At 64.2% G+C, this 19,532-nt stretch carries 17 protein-coding genes; all 17 read left to right on the forward strand.

Annotation, left to right across the window (positions count from 1 at the left end; translation table 11 throughout):
• The first annotated feature begins 6 nt into the window (after nucleotides 1-6).
• The 17 genes from rpsB to GCU53_RS18940 all read left to right on the forward strand — a co-directional run bounded on the left by rpsB (nucleotide 7) and on the right by GCU53_RS18940 (nucleotide 19,475).
• Entirely contained in the window at nucleotides 7-747 is a 741-nt protein-coding gene (gene rpsB, locus GCU53_RS18860; protein ID WP_152388964.1) for a 30S ribosomal protein S2, read from the forward strand.
• A 136-nt stretch (nucleotides 748-883) separates the two neighbouring features.
• Nucleotides 884-1,753 carry a translation elongation factor Ts gene (gene tsf / locus GCU53_RS18865; protein ID WP_152388965.1) on the forward strand — a complete coding sequence of 290 codons (870 nt, stop codon included), beginning with the start codon at nucleotides 884-886 and terminating at the stop codon, nucleotides 1,751-1,753.
• 305 nt (nucleotides 1,754-2,058) lie between these two features.
• Nucleotides 2,059-2,808: a UMP kinase gene (pyrH, locus tag GCU53_RS18870; RefSeq protein ID WP_131301327.1), complete on the forward strand. Its 750-nt coding sequence runs from the start codon at nucleotides 2,059-2,061 to the stop codon at nucleotides 2,806-2,808.
• Nucleotides 2,798-3,355: a ribosome recycling factor gene (gene frr, locus GCU53_RS18875; RefSeq protein WP_152388966.1), complete on the forward strand. Its 558-nt coding sequence runs from the start codon at nucleotides 2,798-2,800 to the stop codon at nucleotides 3,353-3,355. The genes pyrH and frr overlap by 11 nt, the downstream gene beginning before the upstream one ends.
• 23 nt (nucleotides 3,356-3,378) lie before the next feature.
• Nucleotides 3,379-4,134, forward strand: a complete 756-nt coding sequence (gene uppS, locus GCU53_RS18880; RefSeq protein WP_152388967.1) for a polyprenyl diphosphate synthase — start codon at nucleotides 3,379-3,381, stop codon at nucleotides 4,132-4,134.
• Nucleotides 4,134-4,937 (forward strand): phosphatidate cytidylyltransferase, encoded by an 804-nt coding sequence (locus GCU53_RS18885; RefSeq protein WP_152388968.1) that lies wholly within the window; start codon nucleotides 4,134-4,136, stop codon nucleotides 4,935-4,937. The genes uppS and GCU53_RS18885 overlap by 1 nt, the downstream gene beginning before the upstream one ends.
• A 5-nt stretch (nucleotides 4,938-4,942) precedes the next feature.
• Entirely contained in the window at nucleotides 4,943-6,133 is a 1,191-nt protein-coding gene (gene ispC, locus GCU53_RS18890) for a 1-deoxy-D-xylulose-5-phosphate reductoisomerase (protein WP_152389963.1), read from the forward strand.
• Between the two features lie 193 nt (nucleotides 6,134-6,326).
• Complete coding sequence (rseP, locus tag GCU53_RS18895) at nucleotides 6,327-7,679, forward strand: RIP metalloprotease RseP (protein WP_152388969.1); 1,353 nt, start codon at nucleotides 6,327-6,329, stop codon at nucleotides 7,677-7,679.
• Between the two features lie 71 nt (nucleotides 7,680-7,750).
• Nucleotides 7,751-10,126: an outer membrane protein assembly factor BamA gene (gene bamA / locus GCU53_RS18900; RefSeq protein WP_152388970.1), complete on the forward strand. Its 2,376-nt coding sequence runs from the start codon at nucleotides 7,751-7,753 to the stop codon at nucleotides 10,124-10,126.
• Between the two features lie 44 nt (nucleotides 10,127-10,170).
• A complete protein-coding gene (locus GCU53_RS18905) occupies nucleotides 10,171-10,674 on the forward strand; it encodes an OmpH/Skp family outer membrane protein (RefSeq protein WP_152388971.1) in 504 nt (167 codons plus the stop codon).
• Nucleotides 10,674-11,744, forward strand: a complete 1,071-nt coding sequence (gene lpxD / locus GCU53_RS18910; protein WP_152388972.1) for a UDP-3-O-(3-hydroxymyristoyl)glucosamine N-acyltransferase — start codon at nucleotides 10,674-10,676, stop codon at nucleotides 11,742-11,744. The genes GCU53_RS18905 and lpxD overlap by 1 nt, the downstream gene beginning before the upstream one ends.
• A 37-nt stretch (nucleotides 11,745-11,781) precedes the next feature.
• On the forward strand, nucleotides 11,782-12,222 hold the full coding sequence (gene fabZ / locus GCU53_RS18915) for a 3-hydroxyacyl-ACP dehydratase FabZ (RefSeq protein ID WP_152389964.1): 441 nt from the start codon (nucleotides 11,782-11,784) through the stop codon (nucleotides 12,220-12,222).
• Nucleotides 12,219-12,995, forward strand: coding sequence for an acyl-ACP--UDP-N-acetylglucosamine O-acyltransferase (lpxA, locus tag GCU53_RS18920; protein ID WP_152388973.1), 777 nt, complete (start codon nucleotides 12,219-12,221; stop codon nucleotides 12,993-12,995). The genes fabZ and lpxA overlap by 4 nt, the downstream gene beginning before the upstream one ends.
• A gap of 1 nt (nucleotide 12,996) precedes the next feature.
• Entirely contained in the window at nucleotides 12,997-14,139 is a 1,143-nt protein-coding gene (gene lpxB, locus GCU53_RS18925; protein WP_152388974.1) for a lipid-A-disaccharide synthase, read from the forward strand.
• Nucleotides 14,139-14,774 carry a ribonuclease HII gene (gene rnhB / locus GCU53_RS18930; protein ID WP_152388975.1) on the forward strand — a complete coding sequence of 212 codons (636 nt, stop codon included), beginning with the start codon at nucleotides 14,139-14,141 and terminating at the stop codon, nucleotides 14,772-14,774. Before lpxB ends, rnhB begins: the two co-directional genes overlap by 1 nt.
• 80 nt (nucleotides 14,775-14,854) lie before the next feature.
• Nucleotides 14,855-18,382 (forward strand): DNA polymerase III subunit alpha, encoded by a 3,528-nt coding sequence (gene dnaE, locus GCU53_RS18935; protein ID WP_152388976.1) that lies wholly within the window; start codon nucleotides 14,855-14,857, stop codon nucleotides 18,380-18,382.
• 142 nt (nucleotides 18,383-18,524) lie between these two features.
• Nucleotides 18,525-19,475 (forward strand): acetyl-CoA carboxylase carboxyltransferase subunit alpha, encoded by a 951-nt coding sequence (locus tag GCU53_RS18940; protein WP_152388977.1) that lies wholly within the window; start codon nucleotides 18,525-18,527, stop codon nucleotides 19,473-19,475.
• Nucleotides 19,476-19,532: the final 57 nt, after the last annotated feature.

Genomic DNA, 19,532 nt, shown 5'->3' on the forward strand with positions numbered 1-19,532 from the left:
ATTGAAATGTCCCAAGTCAATATGCGCGACATGCTGAAGGCCGGTTGCCACTTCGGCCACCAGACCCGTTACTGGAACCCGAAGATGGGCAAGTACATCTTCGGTGCGCGCAACAAGATTCACATCATCAACCTGGAAAAGACCCTGCCGATGTTCAACGAAGCCCTGAGCTTCGTCGAGAAGCTGGCAGCGGGCAAGAACAAGATCCTGTTCGTCGGCACCAAGCGTTCCGCCGGCAAGCTGGTCCGTGAAGAGGCCGCCCGTTGCGGCATGCCCTACGTCGACCACCGCTGGCTGGGCGGCATGCTGACCAACTACAAGACCATTCGCGCTTCCATCAAGCGTCTGCGCGAACTGGAAACCCAGTCCCAGGACGGCACCTTCGCCAAGCTGACCAAGAAAGAGGCGCTGATGCGCACTCGCGATCTGGAGAAGCTGGAGCGCAGCCTGGGCGGCATCAAGGAGATGGGCGGTCTGCCGGACGCCATGTTCGTGATCGACGTCGACCACGAGCGCATCGCCATCTCCGAAGCCAACAAGCTGGGCATTCCGGTCATCGGCGTGGTCGATACCAACAGCAGCCCCGAGGGCGTCGACTACATCATCCCGGGTAACGACGACGCCATCCGCGCCGTGCAGCTGTACCTGAGCGCCGTGGCCGATGCCGTGCTGCGTGGTCGTCAGAACGCCGGCGCCGGTGACGAGTTCGTCGAGGAAGTTGCTGCCTCCGAGGCTGCGGAAGGCTAAGCGCGGGGCGCCAGGCGGTACCCGCTGCGCAAGAAAGGGGGCTAGGCCCCCTTTTTGCCACTTTTACATTTGAAGATCGGAAACGCCCGGCCCAGCGGGCGGAATGGTTGAAAACCTTTTCAAGAGGATTGCGAACATGGCAGAGATTACCGCGGCGCTGGTCAAGGAACTGCGCGAGCGCACCGGCCAGGGCATGATGGAGTGCAAGAAGGCTCTGGTCGCCGCCGGTGGCGACATCGAGAAGGCCATCGACGACATGCGTGCCTCTGGCGCAATCAAGGCTGCCAAGAAGGCCGGCAACATCGCCGCCGAAGGCTCCATCGCGGTCAAGGTGTCCGACGACAACAAGGCGGCCGTGATCATCGAGGTCAATGCCCAGACCGACTTCCTGGCCCTGCAGGACGACTTCAAGGCGTTCGTGGCCGACAGCCTCGAGAAGGCCTTTGCCGGCAAGCTGACCGACGCCGCTCCGCTGGTCGCGGCCCAGGAGCCGGCTCGCGAGGCTCTGGTGGCCAAGTGCGGCGAGAACGTCAACATCCGCCGTCTGACCCGTGTCGAGGGCGACGTGGTGGGGGCCTATCTGCATGGTCACCGCATCGGTGTTCTGGTCAGCCTGAAGGGCGGCAGCGCCGAGCTGGCCAAGGAAATCGCCATGCACGTGGCGGCCAGCAACCCGCAGTTCCTGGACCCGTCCCAGGTGTCCGAGGAGGCGGTCGCCAAGGAGAAGGAGATCTTCCTGGCGCTGAACGCCGACAAGATCGCCGGCAAGCCGGAAAACATCGTCGAGAACATGGTCAAGGGTCGCATCAACAAGTTCCTCGCCGAAGCCAGCCTGGTCGAGCAGCCGTTCGTCAAGGATCCGGAAGTCAAGGTGGGCGATCTGGCCAAGAAGGCCGGGGCCGAAATCGTCTCCTTCGTCCGCTACGAAGTGGGTGAGGGCATCGAGAAGGCCGAAGTCGACTTCGCTGCCGAAGTGGCTGCCCAGCTCGCTGCCAGCAAGCAATAAGACGGCTTCGACTCCGTCGTCCCGACAAGAGGCTGCCCGCTCGCGCGTGCGGCCTCTTTGTCGAATGGCGGCCCGCGGTTTGCCGGTCCGGCGCCCGACGGCTCGGGACATGGCGATGGGTGATATTGCTGGCCGCAGCACCGGAGTCGGTCGTCAAACCAATTTGCAGGCAGCCGGGGCAACTGGGGCAGCCGCTTCGCCAGCCGCTTCCCGGCCGTCGGTCCGCGCTGGCTGCGGTGCAGGGCAACGGCAGGCACGCGTGCCTGTTTCGACTGATACAGATAGAGCCGCAGGAGAGATACGCAATGGCCCAGCAGGTGAGTGGTCGTCAACCTCGCTATAAACGCATTCTGCTCAAGCTCAGCGGCGAAGCTTTGATGGGCTCCGAAGAGTTCGGCATCGATCCCAAGGTACTGGACCGCATGGCGCTGGAGGTCGGTCAACTGGTCGGCATCGGCGTGCAGGTCGGCCTGGTGATCGGCGGCGGCAACCTGTTCCGCGGCGCCGCGCTGTCCGCCGCGGGCATGGACCGGGTCACGGGCGACCACATGGGGATGCTGGCCACGGTGATGAACGCCCTGGCCATGCGCGATGCCCTCGAGCGCTCCAATATTCCGGCGACCGTCATGTCGGCGATCTCCATGGTCGGGGTGACCGATCACTACGACCGACGCAAGGCCATGCGCCATCTGGTTTCCGGCGAAGTAGTGATTTTTGCCGCGGGAACCGGCAATCCCTTCTTCACCACGGACTCGGCCGCCTGCCTGCGTGCCATCGAGGTCGATGCCGACCTGGTACTCAAGGCCACCAAGGTGGATGGTGTCTATACGGCTGATCCCTTCAAGGATCCGAATGCCGAGAAGTTCGAGTACCTGACCTACGACGAGGTGCTGGATCGCAAGCTGGGCGTGATGGATCTGACCGCCATTTGTCTATGTCGCGATCACAAGATGCCGCTGCGCGTCTTCAATATGAACAAGCCGGGAGCCCTGCTGAACATCGTGGTCGGCGGTGCTGAAGGAACCCTGATCGAGGAAAGCAAGCATGATCAATGAGATCAAGAAGGACGCGCAGGCGCGCATGAAGAAGAGTCTGGAGTCGCTGGAGCACGCCTTCGCCAAGATTCGTACCGGTCGGGCCCACCCGAGCATCCTGGATGGCGTCATGGTTTCCTACTACGGTGCCGATACCCCGCTGCGCCAGGTCGCCAACGTGGTCGCCGAGGATGCGCGCACCCTGGCCCTGACCGTGTTCGACAAAAGCATGATCCAGGCTGTGGAAAAGGCCATCATGACCTCCGATCTGGGGCTCAATCCGGCGACTGCCGGCACCACCATTCGCGTGCCGATGCCGGCTCTGACCGAGGAAACCCGCAAGGGCTATACCCGCCAGGCGCGCGCCGAGGCGGAAAACGCCCGCGTCGCGGTGCGCAACATCCGCCGCGATGCCCTGGCCCAGCTCAAGGACCTGGTCAAGGAGAAGGAGATCAGCGAGGACGACGAGCGCCGTGCGGCCGATGAGGTGCAGAAGCTCACCGACAAGGCCATCGCCGAGGTCGACAAGGCGCTGGAGGCCAAGGAGGCCGACCTGATGGCCGTGTAGTCGCGGCTGCTACGGGAAATTTCATGGATAAATACAAGACCGCTGCTCCTGCTGTGGTGCCGCGCCATGTCGCCATCATCATGGATGGCAACAACCGCTGGGCGAAGAAGCGCCTGCTGCCCGGCATTGCCGGGCACAAGGCGGGAGTCGATGCGGTGCGCGCAGTGATCGAGGTGTGCGTCGAGGCGGGGGTCGAGGTGCTGACCCTGTTCGCCTTCTCCAGCGAGAACTGGCAGCGTCCGGCCGCCGAGGTCAGCGCCCTGATGGAGCTGTTCCTGGCGGCCCTGCGGCGCGAGGCGAAGCGCCTCGGCGAGAACGGCGTCTGCCTGCGCATCATTGGCGATCGCTCGCGCTTCAGCTCCGAATTGCAGGCTGCCATGCGCGAGGCGGAACTGCAGACTGCCGGACAAACGGGCCTGCTTCTGCAGGTCGCCGCCAACTACGGCGGGCAATGGGACATCGCCCAGGCTGCACAGCGTCTGGCGCGCGAGGTTCAGGTCGGCCATCTGCAGCCGGACGACATCACTCCGCAGCTCCTGCAGAGCTGTCTGTCGACCGGCGACCAGCCGCTGCCGGACCTGTGCATTCGCACCGGGGGAGACCATCGCATCAGCAACTTTCTGCTCTGGCAGCTGGCCTATGCCGAGTTGTACTTCACCGATCAATACTGGCCAGACTTCAAGCAGGACGCCATGCGTCAGGCATTGGCCGACTTCGCTTCCCGTCAGCGCCGCTTCGGCAAGACCAGCGAACAGGTGGAAGCAGAGGCACGAACCTGATGCTCAAGCAACGAATCCTCACGGCGCTGGTGCTGCTGCCCCTCGCTCTGGCCGGTTTCTTCCTGCTCGAGGGCGGAGTCTTCGCGCTGTTCATCGGTGCGGTGGTCACTCTCGGCGGCTGGGAATGGGCGCGGCTCGCCGGCTTCGCCGGGCAACTGGTCCGGCTGGGCTTCGCCGCGGCGATCGCCGCGCTGCTGCTCCTTCTCTATTGGTTGCCGGTGCTGGCGGCCGGGGTCATGGTGCTCGGCATCCTCTGGTGGCTGCTGGCCGTGCCGCTGGTCCTGAGCTACCCGCAGAGCAGTCATTGCTGGGCAGGTAGGGAGAGGCGGCTGGCAATCGGTCTGCTGATTCTTCTGCCGGCCTGGCAAGGTCTGCTGTTACTCAAACAGTGGACGCTGGGCAATCAGCTGATTCTGGCGGTGATGGCGCTGGTCTGGACCGCGGATATCGGCGCCTATTTCGTCGGCCGGGCCTTCGGGCGACGCAAGCTGGCGCCGCAGGTCAGTCCCGGCAAGAGCTGGGAGGGGGTGGCTGGTGGCCTGCTCGCCTGCCTGGTACTCACCGTCGCCGTCGGGCTGTTTCGCGGCTGGCTGGCGGGCGAGTTGGTGCTGGCCCTGGCCGGCACGACCCTGGTGGTACTGATCTCGGTGGTCGGCGATCTGACCGAGAGCATGTTCAAGCGCCACGCCGGCCTCAAGGACAGCAGCAATCTCCTGCCTGGACATGGGGGGGTGCTGGATCGTATCGACAGCCTGACCGCGGCCATCCCCATGTTCGTCATCATGCTCTGGTTCGCGGGTTAGGGGGTATTTTGAAGCCGCAGCAGATAACCGTGCTAGGTGCCACCGGCTCCATCGGCCTGAGCACCCTGGATGTGATTGCCCGTCATCCCGAGCGTTACCGGGCCTTCGCGCTGACAGGGTTTGCCCGCCTGGAGGAGTTGCGCGTCCTCTGCCTGCGTTTTGCTCCCCGCTATGCCGTGGTGCCCGAGGAGGGGGCGGCTCGCCGGCTTGAGGACGAGCTGCGCGCTGCCGGACTGACCACCCGGGTACTGGCCGGCGGCGAGGGGTTGTGCGAGGTGGCGGCCCATCCCGAGGTGGATGCGGTGATGGCGGCGATCGTCGGTGCTGCCGGACTGCGTCCCACGCTGGCGGCGGTGGAGGCGGGCAAGAAGGTTCTACTGGCCAACAAGGAGGCGCTGGTGATGTCCGGCGCCCTGTTCATGCAGGCGGTACGCCGCAGTGGTGCGCAATTGCTGCCGATCGATAGCGAGCATAATGCCATCTTTCAGTGCCTGCCCGCCGCCTATGGGAACGGCCTGTCGGCGGTCGGAGTGCGTCGCATCCTGCTGACTGCCTCTGGTGGGCCGTTCCGGGAAACCCCTGCAGTCGAACTGGCCGAAGTGACGCCGGCGCAGGCCTGTGCCCATCCCAACTGGTCGATGGGGCGGAAGATCTCCGTGGATTCGGCCAGCATGATGAACAAGGGGCTGGAGCTGATCGAGGCCTGTTGGCTGTTCGATGCGCGTCCCGCGCAGGTCGAGGTGGTGGTTCACCCCCAGAGCGTGATTCATTCCCTGGTCGATTACGTCGATGGCTCGGTGCTGGCGCAGCTGGGCAATCCGGATATGCGCACGCCGATCGCCCATGCGCTGGCCTGGCCCGAGCGAATCGATTCCGGCGTCGCGCCCCTGGACTTGTTCGCCATCGCCCGTCTGGACTTCCAGGCGCCCGACCATGCGCGCTTTCCCTGTCTGCGCCTGGCCCGGGAGGCGGCCGAGGCCGGCAGCAGCGCGCCGGCCATGCTCAATGCCGCCAACGAGGTGGCCGTGGCGGCCTTCCTCGACGGGCGCGTCCGCTTTCCGGAAATCGCGAGTATCATCGAGGAAGTCTTGCAGGGCGAACCGATCGTAACCATCGACGACCTCGAGACCGTGCTGCACGTCGATGGCCAGGCCCGGGCGCGGGCCGAGGCCTGGCTGCGGCGTCACGATCGCTGAGCTTGGCTGACGGGCCCGGCCGGCGAGCATTCTTCTGCTGTGCCATGCCGGGGCTGGCCGGCCAGTAACAAAGGTGGCGCATGGCGAAGGGGCGAGCACGTCTCTTCCGGCAGGGGGCGGAGTCGCCAGCCTGTTCCGGAGCCTACACCACGACTTGCGTCTGGCGTCACGATCGCCGGACCGGAGGAGTTCAATGAGCGCTCTGTATATGATCATCGGCACTCTGGTCGCGCTCGGGGTGCTGGTCACCTTCCACGAGTTCGGCCACTTCTGGGTTGCCCGTCGCTGCGGAGTCAAGGTGCTGCGCTTTTCCGTCGGCTTCGGTGCGCCCTTGCTGCGCTGGCATGATCGACAGGGAACCGAGTTCGTGATCGCCGCGATTCCCCTGGGTGGTTACGTCAAGATGCTCGACGAGCGCGAGGGCGAGGTTCCTCCGGCGTTGCTCGAGCAAACCTTCAATCGCCAGGGCGTCCGTCGGCGCATCGCCATCGTGGCGGCTGGTCCCGTCGCCAACTTCCTTCTCGCCCTGCTGTTCTTCTGGGTGCTGGCCATGCTCGGCAGCCAGCAGCTGCGTCCGGTCATCGGTGCCGTGGAGGCAGGCAGCGTGGCGGCGGCTGCAGGGCTGCAGGCTGGCGAGGAGGTCCTCGCCGTGGATGGCGAGGAGGCGACCGACTGGGCGGCGGTCAACCTGCAGATGGTGCGGCGCCTGGGGGAGAGCGGCACGCTCGAGATCACCGTGCGCGAATCGGGTTCCAGTGTGGCTGCCCAGCGTCATCTGGTTATCAAGAACTGGCTCAGGGGTGTCGAGGACCCCGATCCCATAGCGAGTCTCGGCATTCGCCCGTGGCGGCCTGCACTGCCGCCGGTACTGGCGCGGCTGGATCCGAAGGGGCCGGCGCAGGCGGCCGGCCTGCAGGAGGGTGACCGCCTGCTTGCGCTCGACGGGGTGCCTCTGGAGGATTGGCAGCAAGTCGTCGATCGGGTGCGCGCCCGTCCCGGTGCCCGCGTCGTCTTCCTGTTCGAGCGGGACAGGCAGCGCGTCGAGCTGCCGGTCGAGCTGGCGGCGCGTGGTGAAGGCGAAGCGCGCAGCGGCTATCTCGGGGCCGGGGTGGAGCCGGTCGGATGGCCGCCGGAAATGGTCCGTGAAGTCCGTCACGATCCCTTGGAAGCGGTCGGCGAGGCCCTCCGGCGGACCTGGAACATGAGCGCTCTTACCCTTGATTCTCTGAGAAAAATGCTCTTTGGCGAGCTCTCGGTAAAAAACTTGAGCGGGCCGATAACCATTGCTAAAGTGGCGGGCGCTTCAGCCCAGTCAGGGGTGGGAGACTTCCTGAATTTTCTCGCCTATCTGAGCATAAGCTTGGGGGTGCTCAATTTGCTGCCGATTCCAGTGCTCGATGGCGGGCACCTGCTTTTCTATTTCGTCGAGTGGGTCCGGGGGCGCCCCTTGTCGGAACGAGTCCAGGCTTGGGGAATGCAGATTGGGATCAGCCTTGTCGTTGGGGTCATGCTGTTGGCTTTGGTCAATGATCTAAGTCGCTTGTGACGCATTGCCGAGTTTCGAAACTGCCGCGTTTCGCGGCGGTTTCTTTATTGTCAGTTGAAAAAAAGGACTTCATGAAACGCCTGCTGCTGCCTGCGGTCCTCGCCGCCATGATGATCGCCGAGGTTCACGCCGAGTCCTTCACCATCTCCGATATCCGTGTCAATGGTCTGCAGAGGGTTTCCGCCGGTAGCGTATTCAGCGCCTTGCCGCTCAGCGTTGGCGATCAGGTGGACGACCGGCGCCTCGTGGAGGGTACGCGTGCCCTTTTCAAGACTGGTTTCTTTCAGGATATCCAGCTTGGTCGCGATGGCAATGTCCTGATCATCACGGTCGTCGAGCGGCCTTCCATTTCCAGTATCGAACTGGAGGGCAACAAGGCTATCAAGTCGGAAGACCTGCTGAACGGACTGAAGCAGTCCGGCCTGGCCGAAGGCGAGATCTTCCAGCGGGCGACCCTGGAAGGGGTGCGCAACGAGCTCCAGCGCCAGTATGTGGCCCAGGGCCGCTATTCAGCCTCGATCGAGGCCGAAGTCGTGCCGCAGCCGCGCAACCGGGTAGCGCTGAAAATCAAGATCAACGAAGGTTCGGTCGCCGCCATCCAGCACATCAACGTGGTGGGCAACACGGTCTTTTCGGACGAGACCCTGCTCAGCCTGTTCGAGCTGAAGACCACCAACCTGCTGTCCTTCTTCCGCAACGACGACAAGTATGCCCGCGAGAAGCTGTCCGGTGACCTGGAGCGTCTGCGCTCCTACTACTTGGATCGTGGCTACATCAACATGGATATCGCCTCCACCCAGGTATCCATCACGCCGGACAAGCGCCATGTCTACGTCACCGTCAATATCGACGAGGGCGAGAAGTACAGCATCCGCGACGTCAAGCTCACCGGCGACCTGAAGGTGCCGGCCGAGGAGATCGAGTCCCTGCTGCTGGTCAAGGAGGGGCAGGTGTTCTCCCGCAAGGTGATGACCAGCACCTCCGAGCTGATCACCCGGCGCCTGGGCAACGAGGGCTATACCTTCGCCAACGTCAATGCCGTGCCCGAGCCCCATGACGAGGACAAGACGGTTTCCGTGACCTTCGTGGTCGATCCGGGCAAGCGGGCCTATGTCAACCGCATCAACTTCCGCGGCAACACCAAGACCGAGGACGAAGTGCTGCGTCGCGAGATGCGTCAAATGGAAGGCGGCTGGGCCTCGACCTATCTGATCGACCAGTCGAAGACCCGTCTCGAGCGCCTGGGCTTCTTCAAGGAAGTCAGTGTCCAGACGCCGCAGGTGCCGGGTACCGACGATCAGGTCGACGTCAATTTCACGGTCGAGGAGCAGGCTTCCGGCTCCGTCACCGCCAGCGTCGGTTTTGCCCAGAACGCCGGTCTGGTGCTCGGCGGTTCGATCAGCCAGAACAACTTTCTCGGCAGCGGCAACAAGGTTACCATCGGTCTGACCCGCAGCGAGTACCAGTCCAACTACAATTTCGGCTTCGTCGATCCCTACTGGACCGAGGATGGCATCAGCCTCGGCTACAACGTGTTCTTCCGGACCACCGACTACGACGATCTGGATGTGGACTATTCCAGCTACTCGGTGGACAGTTTCGGCACCGGCGTCAATATCGGCTATCCGATCAGCGAAACCTCGCGCCTGAGCTTCGGTCTCACCGCCCAGCAGGATACCATCGATACCGGAACCTACACGGTCGACGAGATCTTCGAGTTCCTCGACGAAGAAGGCGACAATTACCTGAACCTCAAGGCCTCGGCAGGCTGGTCGAAATCGACCCTGAATCGCGGGGTGATGCCTACCCGCGGTGCCTCGCAGAGCCTGACGTTCGAAACCACGCTGCCCGGCAGCGATCTGTCGTTCTATAAAATTGATTACAACGCCCAGATGTTCAAGGCGTTGACGGACGACTACACCCTGCGTTTTCATACCAAGTTCGGCTATGGCGACAGCTTCGGCTCCACGTCGAAGATGCCCTTCTACGAGCACTACTATGCCGGCGGCTTTTCCTCGATCCGCGGCTTCAAGGACAACACCCTGGGTGCGCGCAGTACGCCGAGCCGGGGCGAGGCGGTAACCGGCAACGAAGGAACCGAGGAGGATCCGGATCAGGACGAACAGCCGTTCGGCGGCAACGTGCTGATGCTCGGCGGCGTCGAAATGATGTTCCCGATGCCGTTCGTCAAGGATCAGCGTTCGCTGCGTACCTCCGTATTCTGGGATGTGGGTAACGTGTTCGATACCAACTGCAGTTCCTCGCAGGAGGAGCGTAACGACGAAAGTTGCGATATCGACTTCAGCAACATGGCCAGCTCCATCGGGCTGGGCGTGACCTGGGTCAGCGGCTTCGGTCCGCTGAGCTTCAGTCTGGCCGTGCCGGTCATGAAGCCTGACGATGCCGAAACCCAGATATTCCAGTTCTCAATGGGTCAGAGCTTCTAACGAGTCTGCCCAATCACGTAAATGCTGCAAAGCGGGAGTTCATCGTGCGCAAGCTGACTCAATGGGTTTTGTTCAGTGCTGCCCTTCTGGCGACACCGGCCTTCGCGGAAATAAAGATTGCCGTGCTCAATTATCAGATGGCCCTGCTCGAGTCCGATGCGGCGAAGAAATATGCCGTGGATGCTGAGAAGAAGTTCGGGCCTCAGTTGAACAAGCTGAAAACTTTGGAGAGTGATGCCAAGCGTATCCAGGATCGCCTGGTGAAAGAGGGTGAGAAGATGCAGACTGCCGAGCGCGAGCGTCTCGAGCTCGAGTTCAAGCAGAAGGCCCGTGACTTCCAGTTCCAGTCCAAGGAGCTGAACGAGGCCAAGGCAGTCGCCGACCGCGACATGCTCAAGCAGCTCAAGCCCAAGCTGGACAAGGCTGTCGAGGAAGTCATCAAGAAGGGAAGCTACGACCTGGTGCTCGAGCAGGGCTCGGTGGTCGAGGTCAAGCCTCAATATGATATCACTCGCCAGGTCATCGAGCGCATGAACCAGATGCGTTGATGATGAGCATGCCCGCATTCACTCTCGGCGAGCTGGCCGAGCGCCTCGGCGCCACGTTGCGCGGTGCGGCGGACAGAACCGTCCGCGGGCTTGCCACCCTGGAGGAGGCGGGCCCGGAGCATCTGAGCTTTCTCGCCAACTCGAAGTACCGCAAGTATCTGGGGAGCACCCGTGCCGGTGCCCTGCTGCTGACCCCGGAGGACGCCGAGTCCTACGCAGGGGATGCCCTGCTGCTGGGCAATCCCTATCTGGCTTACGCGCAGCTGTCGCATCTGTTCGATCCGAAACCTGCAGCTCCCGCCGGGGTGCACGTCACTGCCCTGGTCGCACCGGATGCCAGTATCCATCCGACGGCCAGCATCGGCGCCTACGCGGTGATCGAGGCCGAGGCGCGGATCGAGGCGGGGGTCACGGTCGGTGCCCACTGTTTCATCGGCGCCCGCAGCCTGATCGGCGAGGGTGGCTGGCTGGCCCCGCGGGTGACGCTCTACCACGACGTGCGGATCGGCCGGCGGGTGGTCATCCAGTCCGGTGCGGTGATCGGCGGAGAAGGGTTCGGATTCGCCAACGAAAAGGGTGTCTGGCGCAAGATCGCCCAGATCGGCGGGGTGACCATCGGCGACGATGTGGAAATCGGTGCCAATACCACCATCGACCGCGGTGCGTTGGCCGACACCCTGATCGGCAACGGTGTGAAGCTGGATAACCAGATCATGATCGCGCACAACGTGCAGATCGGCGATCACACCGCGATGGCCGGCTGCGTCGGTATTTCCGGCAGCACCAAGGTCGGCAGGCACTGCATGATCGCCGGCGGTGTCGGCATGGTGGGGCATATCGAGGTATGCGACGGGGTGTTCGTCACCGGGATGACCATGGTCACCCGCTCGATTCACGAGCCGGGCGCCTATTCCTCCGGCACGGCCATGCAGCCTGCCGCCGAATGGAAGAAGAGTGTCGCCCGCATTCGCCAGCTGGACGATCTGGCGCGGCGCCTGCAACAGATGGAAAAGCGTCTGACGGCCGTGACCTCCGGCGGAGATGCTACATCAGAGGCTGACCCACTTTGATGTGCGTCCCCAACTTTACCTACAGGCTTCCCTGGAAATGATGGACATTAACGAGATTCGCGAATACCTGCCGCACCGCTACCCTTTCCTTCTGGTGGATCGGGTGGTGGACCTTGATGTTGAAGGCCAGCGCATTCGCGCCTACAAGAATGTCAGCATCAACGAGCCGTTCTTCAACGGCCATTTTCCCCAGCATCCGATCATGCCGGGCGTGCTGATCATCGAGGCAATGGCCCAGGCTGCCGGTATCCTGGGTTTCAAGATGCTGGACGTGAAGCCTGCCGACGGCACCATCTACTACTTCGTGGGGTCGGACAAGATGCGCTTTCGTCAGCCGGTGATGCCGGGCGATCAGCTGATCCTCGAAGCCAGGTTCCTCAGCGCCAAGCGCAGCATCTGGAAGTTCGAGTGCCAGGCCATGGTGGACGACAAGCAGGTCTGCTCGGGCGAAATCATTTGTGCGGAACGTAAGCTATGAGTTTGATTGATCCTCGCGCCATCATTGACCCGACCGCTACCCTGGCGCCCGATGTACGTATCGGTCCCTGGACCCTGATCGGGCCGAACGTGCATATCGGCGAAGGCACCGAGATCGGACCCCATGTGATCGTCAAGGGACCCACCTGGATCGGCCGGCACAACAAGATCTTCCAGTTCTCCACCATTGGCGAGGACACCCCCGACCTGAAATACAAGGGCGAGCCGACCCGGCTGGTGATCGGTGACCACAACGTGATCCGCGAGGGGGTCACCATCCATCGCGGCACCGTCCAGGACCGTTCGGAGACCACCATCGGCGATCACAACCTGATCATGGCCTATGTGCACATCGGCCATGACAGTGTGATGGGCAGTCACTGCATCCTGATCAACAATGCCTCCCTGGCCGGCCATGTGCACGTGGGCGATTGGGCGATCCTCTCCGGCTATACCCTGATCCACCAGCATTGTCAGATCGGCGCACACAGCTTCGTCGGCATGGGCAGTGGTGTGTCCAAGGATGTGCCGGCCTTCGTCACCGTTCTCGGCAGCCCGGCCCAGGCCCGCAGCATGAACTTCGAGGGCATGCGCCGGCGCGGCTTCACGCCCGAGGTGATGAATGCGCTGCGTCGGGCCTACAAGGTGGTCTACCGCCAGGGGCTGACGGTGGAGCAGGCGCTGGTGGAGTTGGAGGAGGCGGCCGCGCAGTTCCCCGAGGTCGCCCTCTTCCGCGACTCCGTCCGCGCCTCCACCCGCGGCATCACCCGCTGAGATGGCTAAAATGCTGCGCGTGGCCCTGGTGGCCGGCGAGGCGTCGGGCGACATTCTCGGCGCTAGCCTGATGCAAGCCCTGAAGGCGGCCCGCCCGGACATCGAGTTCATCGGCATCGGTGGCCCGCGCATGCAGGCTGAGGGCTTGCAGTCGTATTTCCCCATGGAGCGCCTGGCGGTCATGGGCCTGTTCGAGGTACTCGGCCGCCTCCCCGAGCTGCTGCTGCGCCGCCAGCGGCTGATTCGCACCCTGATTGAAGCCCGGCCCGATGTGTACATCGGCATCGATGCGCCGGATTTCAACCTGGGGGTCGAGCTCAGGCTGCGTCGCGCCGGCATTCGTACCGTGCATTATGTCAGTCCGACCGTCTGGGCCTGGCGCCAGAAGCGCGTGCTGAAGACTCGCCAGGCGTGCGACTTGATGCTCACTCTGTTTCCCTTCGAGGCGCAGTTCTACGAGGCACAGGACGTACCGGTCCGCTTCGTCGGCCATCCGTTGGCCGATCAAATTCCCCTGCAGACCGATCGCGCCGCCGCCCGCGCCGCGCTGGATCTGACCGCCGGGGAAGCCATCATCGCCCTGCTACCAGGCAGCCGCGGTGGCGAGTTGGCCCGTCTCGGCCCGCTGTTCCTCAAGGCTGCCGAGCGTCTGCTGGTACTGCATTCCGGGGCGTTGCGCTTCGTGGTGCCCTGCTCCAGTCCCGAACGGCGCAGGCAGCTTGAGGAGATGCTCAGCCATACCCGCCGCGACCTGCCGGTGATGCTGCTCGACGGTCGCTCCCACGAGGCGCTGGCTGCTTGCGACGCGGTGCTCATCGCTTCCGGTACCGCGACCCTGGAGGCCCTGCTGTACAAGCGGCCGATGGTCGTGGCCTATCGCCTGGCGCCGCTGACCTATCAGGTCGCTAGGCACCTAGTGAAGACGCCGTTCTTCTCCCTGCCCAATCTGCTCGCCGGCCGAGCGCTGGTGCCCGAGTTGCTGCAGGATCGCGCGACTCCCGAGGCGCTGGCCGAGGCCTTGATGCCGCTGCTGGAGATTGGGCGGGAGCAGACCGAGTGCTTCGATGCCATCCATCGCTCGCTGCGCCGGGATGCCTCGCGCCAGGCGGCCGAGGCGGTGCTCGAGCTGGCGGAGCGCGCCTGATGCAGTTGGGCCTGGATTTCGGCCGGGTCGAGGCGCTGGTCGCCGGCGTCGACGAAGTTGGTCGCGGCCCGCTCTGCGGGGCGGTGGTCACTGCTGCAGTGATCCTCGATCCGGCGCGGCCGATCCTGGGGTTGAACGATTCGAAGAAGCTTTCCGAAGCCCGGCGCGAGGCGCTGTTCGAGGAGATCCGCGAGAAGGCGCTGGCCTGGTGCATTGCCCGTGCCGAGGTGGAGGAGATCGATCGGCTGAACATCCTCCAGGCAACGATGCTGGCCATGCAGCGTGCCGTCGAAGGACTCGCCGTGACGCCGCGTCTGGCGCTGATCGACGGCAACCGCTGTCCGAAGCTGACGATACCCTGTGCGCCGGTAATCAAGGGTGACGCCCAGGTGCCGGCCATTGCCGCGGCCTCCATCCTCGCCAAGGTTGCCCGGGACCGGGAAATGCTCACGCTCGACGCCCTTTATCCCGGCTATGGGCTGGCCCGGCACAAGGGCTATCCCACGGCCATGCACCTGGAGGCCCTGGTCCGTCTGGGGCCGAGTCCGATCCATCGGCGCTCCTTCGCACCGGTGCGCGAGCTGCTCGACGCCGCCTCCCGCTACTGTGCTCTATCCGACGCTCCGGCTTCCTGAGCGAACGCGCGTCGCCAACAGTTGCCGTTGGGCCGGTTACAATTCCGCCTCTGCCGTTTCCCTGTGAGTCAAGGTCTGCCATGTCCGTTTCCTTCGTCCACCTGCGCGTGCACACCGAGTTTTCCCTGGTCGACGGTCTGGTGCGGGTCAAGCCGCTGATCAAGGCGGTGACCGGGGCGGGCATGCCCGCGGTGGCGGTCACCGACCAGAGCAACATGTGCTCGCTGGTGAAGTTCTACAAGGCGGCCATGGCGGGCGGAGTCAAGCCGATCTGCGGCGCCGACCTCTGGTTGGCCAGTCCCGAGCCCGACGGGGCGTTGTCGCGGCTGACCCTGCTGGCGATGGATGCCAAGGGCTACCGCAACCTCACCGAGCTGGTTTCGCGGGGCTGGACCGAGGGGCAGCACGGCGACGGCCTGGTGATCATCCGGCGCGACTGGGTGAGGGAGGCCGCCGAGGGGCTGATCGCGCTGTCCGGGGCCCGGGAAGGGGAGATCGGCCAGGCGCTGCTCAACGGCCATGTCGACCAGGCGGCGGCGCTGCTCGAGGAATGGTCGGCGGTATTCCCCGACCGCTTCTATCTGGAGGTGCAGCGCACCGGCCGAGTCGGCGACGAGGAATACCTGCATGCCGCCGTCGGGCTGGCCGATCGCTGCGGTGCCCCGCTGGTGGCTACCAACGACGTGCGTTTTCTCAGGCAGGAGGACTTCGAGGCCCACGAAACCCGCGTCTGCATCGGCGAGGGACGCGTCCTCGGCGATCCGCGCCGGCCGCGCAACTACTCCGACCAGCAGTACCTGAAGACGCCGGCGGAGATGTGGGAGCTGTTTTCCGACCTGCCCGAGGCGCTGGAGAACAGCGTGGAGATCGCCCGGCGCTGCAACATCGAAGTGCGCCTGGGCAAGTACTACCTGCCGAACTTTCCGGTGCCGGCCGGCATGACCATCGACGACTACCTGCGCCAGGTGGCCTACGAGGGGTTGGAGGAGCGTCTGACGGTGCTCTGGCCGAAGGAGACCACGCCCGACTACGAGGAAAAGCGCAAGGTTTACGTCGAGCGCCTGGAGTTCGAGCTGGGCACCATCATTCAGATGGGCTTTCCCGGCTACTTCCTGATCGTGATGGACTTCATCAAGTGGGCGAAGAACAACGGCGTGCCGGTCGGTCCCGGCCGCGGCTCCGGCGCAGGCAGTCTGGTGGCCTATGTGCTGAAGATCACCGACCTCGACCCGTTGGCCTACGACCTGCTGTTCGAGCGTTTCCTCAACCCCGAGCGGATTTCCATGCCCGACTTCGACGTCGACTTCTGCATGGACGGCCGCGACCGGGTGATCGACTACGTGGCCGAAACCTACGGGCGCAACGCCGTGAGCCAGATCATCACCTTCGGCTCGATGGCAGCCAAGGCGGTGGTGCGCGACGTGGCGCGGGTGCAGGGCAAGTCCTACGGTCTGGCCGACCGCCTGTCGAAGATGATCCCCTTCGAGGTCGGCATGACCCTGGAAAAGGCCTACGAGCAGGAGGAGATGCTCCGCGAGTTCCTCAGGGGCGACGAGGAGGCCCAGGAAATCTGGGACATGGCCTTGAAGCTCGAAGGCATCACCCGCGGCACCGGCAAGCATGCTGGCGGTGTGGTGATCGCGCCGACCAAGCTCACCGACTTCGCGCCGATCGCCTGCGACGAGGATGGCGGCGGCCTGGTGACCCAGTTCGACAAGGACGACGTGGAGGCGGCCGGCCTGGTCAAGTTCGACTTCCTCGGCCTGCGCACCCTGACCATCATCAAGTGGGCGATGGAAACCATCAACCGCGAGCAGGCGAAGAAAGGCCGGCCGGCGGTGGACATCGATCGCGTTCCGCTGGACGACAAGGCCACCTACGCGCTCCTGCAGAAGGCCGAGACCACTGCGGTATTCCAGCTGGAATCGCGCGGCATGAAGGAGCTGATCAAGAAGCTCAAGCCCGACAATATCGAGGACATGATCGCGTTGGTGGCACTGTTCCGCCCCGGTCCGCTGCAGTCGGGCATGGTGGACGATTTCATCAACCGCAAGCACGGGCGTGCGGAGATTTCCTACCCGCATCCCGATTACCAGTATGCGGGCCTGGAGCCGGTGCTGAAGCCCACCTACGGCATCATCCTCTATCAGGAGCAGGTGATGCAGATCGCCCAGGTGATGGCCGGCTATACCCTGGGCGGTGCGGACATGCTGCGCCGCGCCATGGGCAAGAAAAAGCCCGAGGAAATGGCCAAGCAGCGCGGCGGCTTTATCGAAGGCTGCGCGAATAATGGCATCGGTGCCGAGCTGGCGGGTAACATCTTCGATCTGGTGGAAAAGTTCGCCGGGTACGGCTTCAACAAGTCGCACTCGGCTGCCTACGGCCTGGTGTCCTACCAAACGGCCTGGCTGAAGACCCACTATCCGGCGCCCTTCATGGCTGCGGTGCTGTCCGCGGACATGCACAACACCGACAAGGTGGTGACCCTGATCGAGGAGTGCCGCAGCATGAAGCTGCGCATCGTCGCGCCGGACGTGAACAACTCCGAGTTCATGTTCACCGTCGATGACGAAGGGCGCATCGTCTACGGCCTTGGCGCGATCAAGGGGGTCGGCGAGGGGCCGGTCGAGGCCATCGTCGAGTGCCGGGCCGCCGGCGGGCCTTTCCAGGATCTGTTCGACTTCTGCGCGCGGGTCGATCTCAAGCGGATCAACAAGCGCACCCTCGAGGCGCTGATCCGCGGCGGGGCGCTGGACCGTCTGGGGCCGTATTTCTCCGACGAGCCCAAGGCCTACCAGGCGAACATCGACCGCAACCGGGCAGTCCTGCTGGCCTCCGTGGAGGAGGCCGTACAGGCCGCCGAGCAGACCGCGCGCAGTGCCGACAGCGGTCACCTGGACCTGTTCGGGGGGCTGTTCGCCGAGCCTGAGGCGGATGTCTACGCCAATCATCGCAACGCCCGCGAGCTGTCGCTCAAGGAGCGTCTGAAGGGCGAGAAGGATACTCTGGGCCTGTACCTGACCGGGCATCCTATCGACGAGTACGAAGGCGAGATCCGCCGCTTCGCCCGCCAGCGCATCGTCGAGCTGCGCCCGGCGCGCGAGGTCCAGACGATCGCCGGACTGATCGTCAATCTGCGGGTGATGAAGAACAAGAAGGGCGACAAGATGGGCTTCATCACCCTCGACGACCGCTCCGGGCGCATCGAGGCCTCGCTGTTCGCCGATGCCTTCGCCTGCGCCCAGGCGCTGCTGCAGACCGACGCCCTGGTGGTGGTGGAGGGCGAGGTCAGCAACGACGACTTCTCCGGGGGGCTGCGTCTGCGCGCCAAGCGGGTGATGAGCCTGGAGGAGGCGCGTACGGGGCTGGCCGAGAGCCTGCGGCTGCGGGTCGCCAGCGAGGCGCTGGGGGGGGACCGCCTGCGCTGGCTGGCGGAGCTCTGCAGCCACCATCGAGGCGCCTGTCCGATCACCCTGGACTACACCGGGCGCGAGGCGCGCGCCCTGCTGCAGTTCGGCGAGGCGTGGCGGATCGATCCGGCGGACAGCCTGATCCAGGCGCTGCGTGACCAGTTCGGCAAGGACAACGTCTTTCTGCACTACCGCTGAGACGAATGCCGGCGGAATCATCGTGCGCGAGGATCGTTCCGGATTGCTCCGATCCTCGACGCCAGGTGCCCGATCCCGTAAGGTTGGGGCGCCAAACGGAACAGCAAACGGCCGCCTGGCCGTCGACTCAAGACGGAAACTTATGAACCCGAACTTTCTGGATTTCGAACAGCCGATTGCCGACCTGCAAGCCAAGATCGAAGAGCTGCGTCTGGTCGGCGATGACAATGCGCTGAACATCAGCGACGAGATTTCCCGCCTTCAGGACAAGAGCCATGCGCTCACCGCGAGCATCTTCGGCAACTTGACCAGCTGGCAGATTGCCCAGCTGGCACGGCACCCGCGGCGGCCCTATACCCTCGACTACCTCGAACACATCTTCACCGAGTTCGAGGAGCTGCACGGCGACCGTCACTTCACGGATGATGCCGCCATCGTCGGCGGTGTGGCGCGTCTGGACGATCAGCCGGTAATGGTCATCGGCCATCAGAAGGGCCGCGACGTACGCGAGAAGGTGCGTCGCAACTTCGGCATGCCGCGCCCCGAGGGCTACCGCAAGGCCTGTCGCCTGATGGAGATGGCCGAGCGCTTCAAGTTGCCGATCCTGACCTTCATCGACACGCCCGGCGCCTATCCGGGCATCGATGCCGAAGAGCGCAACCAGAGCGAGGCCATCGCCTGGAACCTGCGGGTCATGGCGCGCCTGAAGACGCCGATCATCGCCACGGTAATCGGCGAGGGTGGCTCCGGCGGCGCGCTGGCGATCGGCGTCTGCGACCGTCTGAACATGCTGCAGTACTCCACCTACGCGGTGATTTCGCCGGAAGGCTGTGCCTCGATCCTCTGGCGTACCGCCGAGAAGGCCGCCGATGCCGCCGAGGCGATGGGCATCACTGCCGCGCGTCTGAAGGACCTCGGCATCGTCGACGAGGTGATCGGCGAGCCCCTGGGTGGCGCCCATCGCGATCCGGCCGCCACTGCCGAAGGCGTTCGTCAGACGCTGCTGGCCCAGCTGGACATCCTGCGCAGCCTGGATAGCGACGCCTTGCTCGACCAGCGCTACGAGCGTCTGATGAGCTACGGCAGGGGCTGATGCGCAGCGGCCGGCGATACTCCGCTGGAGCCGGGCGGCGATGCCTGGTCCGTCAGG

Source organism: Azotobacter salinestris (genome assembly GCF_009363155.1).
GTDB lineage: Bacteria > Pseudomonadota > Gammaproteobacteria > Pseudomonadales > Pseudomonadaceae > Azotobacter > Azotobacter salinestris.